The sequence below is a fragment of the Thomasclavelia sp. genome, assembly GCF_017889095.1.
In the GTDB taxonomy this organism is placed as follows: Bacteria; Bacillota_I; Bacilli_A; order Erysipelotrichales; family Coprobacillaceae; genus Thomasclavelia.
Genome location: NZ_JAGHEW010000244.1, coordinates 1 through 9,655, shown reverse-complemented (window position 1 = coordinate 9,655; position 9,655 = coordinate 1). Strand labels below are relative to the sequence as shown.

At 29.3% G+C, this 9,655-nt stretch carries 9 protein-coding genes and 1 tRNA gene; 2 read left to right on the top strand and 8 right to left on the bottom strand.

The window, feature by feature from the left end:
• Positions 1–144: 144 nt before the first annotated feature.
• The 4 genes from J7M77_RS10845 to pepD all read right to left on the bottom strand — a co-directional run bounded on the left by J7M77_RS10845 (position 145) and on the right by pepD (position 5,147).
• Positions 145–498, bottom strand: coding sequence for a hypothetical protein (locus J7M77_RS10845; protein WP_296878410.1), 354 nt, complete (start codon positions 496–498; stop codon positions 145–147).
• A gap of 130 nt (positions 499–628) precedes the next feature.
• Positions 629–2,095, bottom strand: a complete 1,467-nt coding sequence (locus J7M77_RS10840) for an ABC transporter ATP-binding protein (protein WP_296878408.1) — start codon at positions 2,093–2,095, stop codon at positions 629–631.
• Positions 2,067–3,398, bottom strand: coding sequence for an FtsX-like permease family protein (locus J7M77_RS10835; protein ID WP_296878406.1), 1,332 nt, complete (start codon positions 3,396–3,398; stop codon positions 2,067–2,069). Before J7M77_RS10835 ends, J7M77_RS10840 begins: the two co-directional genes overlap by 29 nt.
• Positions 3,399–3,707: 309 nt before the next feature.
• Complete coding sequence (pepD, locus tag J7M77_RS10830; protein ID WP_296878402.1) at positions 3,708–5,147, bottom strand: beta-Ala-His dipeptidase; 1,440 nt, start codon at positions 5,145–5,147, stop codon at positions 3,708–3,710.
• 123 nt (positions 5,148–5,270) lie between these two features.
• Here pepD and J7M77_RS10825 point away from each other — a divergent pair.
• A tRNA-Leu gene (locus tag J7M77_RS10825) sits at positions 5,271–5,354 on the top strand.
• 51 nt (positions 5,355–5,405) lie between these two features.
• Here J7M77_RS10825 and J7M77_RS10820 read toward each other — a convergent pair.
• From J7M77_RS10820 to J7M77_RS10805, 4 genes are all read right to left on the bottom strand, one after another.
• Positions 5,406–6,767 (bottom strand): MATE family efflux transporter, encoded by a 1,362-nt coding sequence (locus tag J7M77_RS10820; protein WP_296878400.1) that lies wholly within the window; start codon positions 6,765–6,767, stop codon positions 5,406–5,408.
• Between the two features lie 88 nt (positions 6,768–6,855).
• Positions 6,856–7,629 carry a Cof-type HAD-IIB family hydrolase gene (locus tag J7M77_RS10815; RefSeq protein ID WP_296878398.1) on the bottom strand — a complete coding sequence of 258 codons (774 nt, stop codon included), beginning with the start codon at positions 7,627–7,629 and terminating at the stop codon, positions 6,856–6,858.
• Between the two features lie 112 nt (positions 7,630–7,741).
• Entirely contained in the window at positions 7,742–8,338 is a 597-nt protein-coding gene (locus tag J7M77_RS10810) for an AAA family ATPase (protein WP_296878396.1), read from the bottom strand.
• Positions 8,339–8,446: 108 nt separating this feature from the next.
• Positions 8,447–9,040, bottom strand: a complete 594-nt coding sequence (locus J7M77_RS10805) for an N-acetylmuramoyl-L-alanine amidase (protein WP_296878412.1) — start codon at positions 9,038–9,040, stop codon at positions 8,447–8,449.
• A 102-nt stretch (positions 9,041–9,142) separates the two neighbouring features.
• Here J7M77_RS10805 and J7M77_RS10800 point away from each other — a divergent pair, with 102 nt between their 5' ends.
• Positions 9,143–9,490, top strand: a complete 348-nt coding sequence (locus tag J7M77_RS10800) for a helix-turn-helix domain-containing protein (protein WP_296878394.1) — start codon at positions 9,143–9,145, stop codon at positions 9,488–9,490.
• The last annotated feature ends 165 nt before the right edge of the window (positions 9,491–9,655 follow it).

Sequence of the window (9,655 nt, the reverse complement as noted above, 5' to 3'; positions counted from 1 at the left end):
GCAACACCAAAAAATCCACTCATTTCTTTTATCCTCCAATTTTTTCCACCCCTATTGTATCCTATTTATGACACTTTTGGTACAATTAATTCAAATTTAGCTAAAATATTTCCCTGGAAATAAAAAAATGACCAACTAAATTGATCATTTTACTAAAGTACGACTTTCTTCATCGACATATAAAAGTAATAAATCCAATAATTCATTTAAAGTTTCATCATTATCAATTAATTCATGACTAATACCTACTTCTAAATACTCATCTTCACTATAAAAAACTTTTAAATAGCCAATTTCCTGATTATCACTTTCACTTAAATTTTCAATCAATTTTACAATTCGGTAAACAAACTCCTTACCTACCTCATCATTGCTTTCCTTAATTTTTTCACCATTTTTTTCATATTCAACCCGAATAAAATAACGTTCAATATCTTTTAATAAAGTCACTGTAATTATTTTACCAATATTCAAGCTAATCAATAATAGCTTTCGCATCAATCCGCCTCCTTTTTATAGATATATGAAAAATATAACCTATTATACCCTAAAAATCTAATTAAACACTAATTTTTTAACCTTTTATTAATTCAGTCGCTAAAAAAGCGTCTTGTGACGCTTTTTAGACTTATTTTTTTCCTAAAGGATTAACAGAATTATATTGATTAGCCACGTCTACTCCCCGTGGATTATCAAGACCATATTTTTCAGCAACATCTTTAAAGTTATACAATAACCAGCGATGTCTTACTAAATAATCAGTTCTAGCTCGATAAATCGCTTCAATTCCATAAGGATCATCAATTTTTAATTCATGCTGTTTTAATACATCAAATAAACTTAAGGCATTTTTTTGATTCCTTAATTCAAACTGATAAACGCGACCATCTTTTAATACTATATCAATATCAAGATAAAATCTATTTTCAGGCATTGGAAATGAAATTACAAAGCGCGAACACATCGAAATACCTACTTTTTCAACTTCATCATAAGTTATTTTTACATACTCAGTATTCGAAATAGTAGCATCAATATAATCTTTTTCAAAATTAAGATTACGATATTTATTTTTAGAACTATTGTCATATTCTAAGCCATCAAAAATCGCATACGCAATTCTTCTAGTTTTCTTTTTGACTTGATCATTATCAGTTTCATCAATATCAGTAGAAGCCTTTTTATCCTTATCTGCTTCTTTACTAGCAGCTTTCACTTCTATTTCTTCATTGGTGGTAACTTTTTGATTTAGTTTTTGATCATTATTCTTTTTTTTTACTGATTTGTTTTCTTGTAAGATGGGATTTTTACTACCACTATTAAACAATTTCAATAAACTGTCTTGAGTAGTGATCTTAACGATTTCATTAAAGAAATCTACTTGATCTAAATCATTGCGTTCTATTTCATTAATGATCTTACCATCTCGTAAATAGACAAATTTTTTAGCGTAACTGGCAATCATATTATCATGAGTAACTAAAATAATTGACGTTCCTTCTTGATTCAATTCATTTAATAACCCTAATAATTCATGCGAGTTTTCACTATCTAGATTTCCAGTTGGTTCATCACAAACCAGAATCTTTGGTTTAGCAACAATCGCTCTGGCAATCGCTACTCGCTGTCTTTCACCACCAGAACATTCATTAGGTTTCTTATATAAAAACTGCTGGATTTTAAGTTTTTTTGCGATTTCGTTTACTCTATTTTGAATTTCACTAGGAGCTACATTATTTAAAATAAGTGGCGTTGCTATATTATCAAAAATCGATAATGAAGCTACTAAATTATGATTTTGAAAAATGAACCCTAAATATTTATTACGATATAAACTAAGTTCCTTATCACTCATTTGACTAACTAATTTACCTAATACTTCAATGCTGCCACTAGTAGCCTCATCTAAAGTCGAAAGACAATTTAACAGTGTTGATTTCCCCGAACCACTTGGTCCCATAACACTAATAAAATCCCCTTCTTTTAATACAAAATCAACATTTTGTAAAGCATAAAAATTAATCCCTCGTTTTAATAAAATATCATAATCATATACTTTACTAATATTATTCGCCTCGATTAAGATACTTGACATCACTATATACCTCCTTGATTAATTTACAGTAACGTACAACCATATAAATCAGCATCAATGCATATAATCCTACATACGTTGATATCATCACCACAAACGTATGATAAACAATCATCTGATTTAAATAACTTTGATATAACACCAATCCATAAACCACAATTGGAAATAACACATATAATAAAGCAAAAATGATAATTTCTGCAAAATGGATCCAATAAATATTACTTCTACTATATCCTAAAGCTTTCATCATAGCGATAACATTAGCTCGAGAAGGGATATAGAGAATAAAACGAATAATGAAACATAAAAACATTCCCGCCATTAAAGCAATAAACGTAGTAATCAAACCATTTTGAATTACTGGGCTCATTCCCTGTAAGTATAAAAATATAATTATTATCGGTACGATTGATGATGATAAATTAATTAACACACTCATTACTTTACTAGAATCCTTTAAATTACTTAAAATCATAATTCCATTTTTTGATTTTAGTAAAAATTTATTATGAAGCAAATCATAAACCATTGTCAATAATGTATTAATAATCATCAATTCACCACATAATGAAAATGCAAAATATATTGGCAAATTATTATTTGCTGAAGAACTTAAAGTTTCTGATAAACCAATATACAAAAATAATATCCCTAAAATAACAGTAATTATATTACCAATATTAGCACCTAAAATTTGTGACTTTTTCATCTTAACAGTAGTGCTGCCACTACTAAAGATGGCAAAAGTTGTTGATTTAGAACTGCTTGGCACATGATTCATATAACTGGCAATATCTAATTTAATTCTTAAAAACTTTCCTAAATCAATCATTAAAACATAAATCATTTTAGTAATAAATAAAGCAATATATACATTTATGATTGTATTTGGATAAATTGTTAATGTGTCTAGAAATATTTGCTGATAGATCAAAAACCAGAGATAACCTAGTGCTGCTCCAATTAAATAAGATAATAAAAATAATACACCAAATTGCATCAAGATATATCCAACAATCTCTTTAGTACTTTTACCACAAAGCAAGATCATTGAAAACTCATCTGTTTTATGTCCAATTAAATAATTATTTACAAACAAAATTAAAATAAACGATACAATAATAACAATTCCGGATATTATCTGTAAAAGCAAGCGTTCAATAAAATTATTAAGTCCTTCCCCTCCAGAATAAATGATTACGGAAATAAATTCAAATGATGCTAAGAAAGATAGTATCACCAAAATTTCTAAATAAAATTTTTTTGAACCAGCTACTATTTTCTTAATATAGGTAATCATTTTTTAATCCTCCCTTCCTTATCTACTTATATTATAGCGCCATATTAAATACATTACAATAATTATTTTTATTATTTATATTTAATAATAACTCATCATATTCTTTTTATTGATTTTACCAAAATTAAATCATAAACTATTTCAACATAAATAACGGTATATCCAAAAGTAAAACAAGATGCATTTTTTATATCTCTTTTACTTAGATTTAACACCATATACCTACTATATAGTCAATACTTTTTAGTAAAAATATATAAACCACTTTTAATACTTATTAAAAAAAGAAAAAGGTGTCTTAATAACACCTTATAATGTTGCAATAAAATCACGTAATAAATAATAACTATTTTCAAACGAAGCGACACTCATTCTTTCATCAGGGGTATGAATATCATTCATATCTGGACCCATTGTAATAATATCTAAATCAGGAATCTTTCCTTTGAAAATTCCCGTTTCTAAACCACCGTGAGATGCTGTTTCTTTTAACTTATTTCCCGTTCTACTAAAATAAAATTCTTTAAACTGCTCTCTTAATTTAGAATCCGGATCATAATTCCAGCCTGGATAATAATTAGCTGCTTTAATCGCTCCACCAAATGTCTTAGCAGTAATTTCTAACTCATCGCACATATTTTCAACTGCACATTTCATTGGTGAACGTAATAAATAACTAATCTTTAATTGATTATCTTCAAAGTATACAACTCCCATATTTAATGAAATCGTAGTCAAATCTTTAATTGCCTGAGAACGTTCTACAAAGCCATTTTTTAAGACCATCATCATTTCAATGATCTCTGCTGATTCTTTGAAATCAATAACATCAACAGAATTTAAATCTAATGCTTTAAATTCAACTTTAACACCAGGATCACTAAATTCTAATTCTTCTTTAAAATATTCCTGATATTTAGATACTATTTTTTCTAATTTTGAACTATCAGCTGTTGTAGTAAAAATAATTGTACATTCTCGACATATTGCATTGTTTTTTAGTCCACCCTCAATCGAAACAAGCTTAAAATCAATCTTTTCTTTGATCAAACCATACATCACCCGTGCAGCTAATTTATTGGCATTGCCACGTCCTTGATGAATTTCGCCACCAGAATGTCCACCGATTAAACCTTTAACCATAATCTGGTATCCTGGCTCATCACTTTTAGTAAAATGAAGATCTTTATAAACTAAGACATCTAGACCGCCTGATGATGTTGTACAAGTTTCCCCTTCAGTTTCACTATCCAAACCAATCATTCTTTTAGCATTGATCAAACTTTCATCAAAACCAATAGCTCCATCTAAACCAACTTCTTCAGCTACTGTAAAAACACATTCAAGAGGTGGATGTTTAGCTTCTTGATCTGCCAGGATTGCTAACATATAACAAACTCCATAACCATCATCAGCTCCTAAAGTCGTTCCTTTTGCTGAAACATAACCATCTTCTACATATAACTGCAATGGATCATGATTAAAATCATGATCACTATCTTTATTTTTTTCATTAACCATGTCCATATGAGCCTGCAACATTACTGGTTCATGATTTTCTAAACCAGCTGTTCCATCTTTATAAATAATGATATTATTAAGCTTATCACGGACATATCTTAATTTCTTTTCTTGGGCAAAATTTTCCACATAATCGGCAATTCCCTTTTCATTATAAGAGCCTCTAGGAATCTCACTGATAGCTTCAAAATAATAATTCACTAAAACTTTTGTATCTAAAACACTCATTTTTCTTACCTCCATCTAATCATCATTATACCAAAATACGATACTTGAGTTAATCGTTTTCAGTAAATGATTTTTGATATTTTATTTAACAATCCATCAAAAAAGCGTATAATATAAATATATGCAGGAATGGCGGAATGGCAGACGCGCTAGTTTCAGGTTCTAGTGAGATATCTCGTGTGGGTTCAAGTCCCATTTCCTGTACCAATGAAAATAAAGCTTTAATGCTTAAAAAGGCGGTTTTTAAAGAGCCGCCTTTTATTTATACTGTTTAATATATTTGTTTGTATAAAATGAGTAAACTAGCTGAACCGCCATGACGCACCAAATAACTGGTTCGCAAAAAATTACCGCTAAATAACCAAATCTTGGAATAAATGCAATAACAAAGATAATTTTTCCGACAAATTCAATCACACTAGAAATTAATGGTAACATCTTTTGTCCAATTCCTTGAAGCGCAAAACGCGTTTGCATTAAAATTCCCAAAATCATATAAAATGGACCAACGATCTTTAAATATAATGATCCATTGTTGATAACAACATCTTCAGTTGAACCTGAAATCAAATGAACTAAGCTATTTGCAAACAACAATAAAACAACTGATACAATAATTGCTAAAATAGCATCATAAATATAACTGTAACGTAAAGCCTGACGAATTCTTTTTCCCTGGTTAGCTCCTTTGTTTTGTGATACAAAAGTTGAAATTGCCATTGCCATAGCACTAAAAGGCATATTAAAAAACATATATAACTTTCTTGCAGCCGTATGACCAGCAATCGTTAAATAACCAAGACCGTTAATTCCATATTGCAAGATTACGGAACCAGCTGAAACAATACAGCTCATAAACCCCATTGAAAAACCTTGTCCTAATAACTCTTTATACAAGCTTTGATCAACTTTAAAATGTTCTTTTTTAGGAATTAAAATCGGTGTTTTTTTCAAAATATAAACAATACACAACAAAACTGAAATTCCTTGAGAAATTACTGTTGCAATAGCTGCTCCCATGATTCCTAAATCAAAAACAGTAATAAAAACAATATCTAAAACAACATTAAAACATGATGATACAACCAAAAATACTAACGGCATAAAACTATTACCAATCGCCCTCATCAATCCAGCACATAAGTTATAGGCAAACATTACAATAATAAATAAAGTAATAACAGAAATATAACTATAAGCTTCATCAATAATATTAGCTGGTGTATCTAATAATTGTAGTAATGGATATAAAAAGATACTGCCAATTAGTGTAATTACAATTGAAGAAATAACACCGATGACAATTGAACTAGCAACTGATTTTTTCAACAAAGTATGATCCCCAGAGCCAAAACTTCTCGCTGTAACAATTGATAGCCCATTACCTATCCCTAAAGCAAATCCAACCAATAAATCATAAATCGAAGTACAAGAGCCAATTGCTGCTAAAGAAACATCACCTAAATAGTTTCCAACGATCATTGTATCAACGGTATTATATAATTGTTGAAAAACATTTGAAATAAATAGCGGTATCGCAAAAATTATCAACGATTTAAATATTGATCCATGAAGTAAATCTACATTGGCATTAAATAAACCCTTTCGTGTTTTTTCCATAATAACCCTCCAACATCAAATACATTAAAAAATTGTATTATTTTGACATATGATATATGTTAACACAACTTTTTTGTAATTTTCAATATTAAATCAAATTATATTTTTTCAAAGCATATTCAATGCCATCTTGATCCACTGCTTTAGTTACAAAATCACCCGCAGCTTTAACTTTTTGGCTAGCATTGCCCATAGCTACACCAATTTTTACATGTTTCAACATTTCAATATCATTACCACCATCGCCAAATGCCATTACTTCATCAATGTTAATATGATAATATTTGAGCATTTGATCAATTCCTTTGTTTTTACCGCCATCAATAGGAATAATATCAGCAAACATATCAGTCCAGCGAACTGATTTACAATGAGGAAGATAACTTAACAGATGCTCATCCGCTGCTTCATCAATATAAGCCATTATTTGAATTATTCTTTGATTAATTATTTCCTTTGCCTCTTTAACGGGATAACGCGGTTCGTTTAAGTACTTTGCACTTTGATCAATTTTATAATTGGGGATATTACTATAACATTGCTCTATTTCGGCAAATAAAACCGGAATCTTATTTTGATTAATATATGGAAGTAAACTATGAATATCACTTTGTTCAATATATTTTTCATGAATTATCTCTTGATTATTAAAACAATATTGCCCGTTGCAACAAAGATAACCATCAAAATCAAAACAATCTTTAATAATATCCAAATTATTTGGTGATCTTCCGGTCGCTACAAAAACTTTAATTCCATTTTGTTGTAATTTTTTTAGCGCTTTATAGGTACTATCCGGCATTTTCTTATTAGCTGAATCAATCAATGTTCCATCAATATCAAAAAATACTGCTTTAATCATTTAACCACTCTCCTTATTAATACTATTTTAACACAACTGAACTTAAAAATATTTAAATTAATTAATAATAAAAGCATAAGCCAAATCATAGCCTATGCCTTTATCATTAGTATTATTTAATTCGTTTTAAAGCTTCATAAATGATTTCAACACAATCATCATCAGATAGATGAGTACGATCAATTACTAGATCATAATTGGCAAGATCATTTAATTTACGATCAGTATAATAACGATAATATGTTTTTCGTTTACTATCACGATTCTTTAACTCTTTGACTGGATCTTCAATTTCCTCATGATACTTTTCAACCACCCGTTTTGCTCGAGTTTCAATGTTACTTTGCAAATAGACATGAAAACAATTAGCTACATTTCTTAATGCATAATCACTGCAATGACCGACAATTACACATTTTTCCTTAGTGGCAAGATCTAAAATTATCTCACGCTGTAAAAAATATAGCTGATCCATCAAACTAGGTCCCGTTGAATTCCAATTATTTAAAGTAAATAAGAAATAATTGCTATGAGTTGCATATTCACTATTTTCTTTAATATATGATTCTGCCAATCCACTTTCTTTAGCCATTTTAGCTGTTATTTGAGTATCGTAATATTTATATCCCAGTTTTTCAGCTAGTTTAGCACCAATATCACGTCCACCACTACCATAATCATGACCAATAGTTATAACATTACACTTCATCTTACTCCCTCCTTTTTCAAAGTAACTAATAAATTATTAAATGATATTTCTATATCTAAATTATAGCACACTTTAAAAATTTAAGTAATCAAACAAATAAATATTCATTTACTCTATCAGCTTTTGTAAATCTTTTTCATCAATACAATCTTGAGGATATTTATGACGATAATTTTCTAGCCCATTGCAAATTTGGGTTGCTAATTTTTGATGATATTTACTACTTTGTAATTGTCCTCTTTCATTGGGATTAGAAATAAACCCACACTCAATTAAGATTCCCACTGTTTTAGTTGCCCGTAATACTCTAAAATCAGCTCCAGAAATTCCTTTGCCACTGCCAGTAACTTCCTTCATTGACTCATGGACTTCATTTGCAAGCCGCTTTCCTTTTTCGCTATTATTATAATAAAATACTTGAGACCCCCAAATAGAAGTTGATGGAGCTGAATTTAAATGAATACTAATTAAATAATCACTGTTAAAAGAATCAATTTTCTTTACTCTTAAATACATATCATCCTGTTTTGAATAATGATGATTGCGCTTTGTTAAATCTTGATCATCTTCCCTCGTTAAATTAACTGTTGCCCCACGACTTTCTAATTCTTCTTTTAAAGCAAATGATATTTCTAAATTCAAATCAGCTTCATAAACTTTACCAACATTAGCCCCATTATCTAACCCACCATGTGCCGGGATTAATTAGCTCCCAATTTAAATTATTTCAAGATTAATTAATGCAATAAATAACTTTCCATAAAATAAATAATTGGATATAATATTTTATAAGGAGGGATTTCAATGGATGATTATAAATGCGAAAATGACAAGGAAGTCGATATTCGCCCTTTTTCATATGCTATTTCATTAATTGGCGGAAAATGGAAAATGCATATTTTATATTTATTATGGCAAAAAAAGGTCATGCGCTATAATGAGTTAAAGCGTGATTTAAATGGGATAACCCATAAAGTTTTAAGCCAGCGGCTAAATGAATTAGAAGATGATCAACTTATTATTCGTAAAGAATATCCCCAAGTACCTCCAAAAGTAGAATATTTTCTATCGCCATTAGGAGAATCTTTCATTCCCGTTTTACATTATTTTTGTGATTGGGGACACAAACATATTCCTAATAATAAAAGCTGACGATTTGTCAGCTTTTATTGGTTTATTTAGCATATTTATTTTCATAATCCCAAGTTACTTTTAAGATTTCTTCCATATCTTTTACGATTGGCATTCTTGGGTTTGCTGGTGTACATTGATCTTCATAAGCATTCATTGCGATTCTGTGAATTGCTTCATCCCAGT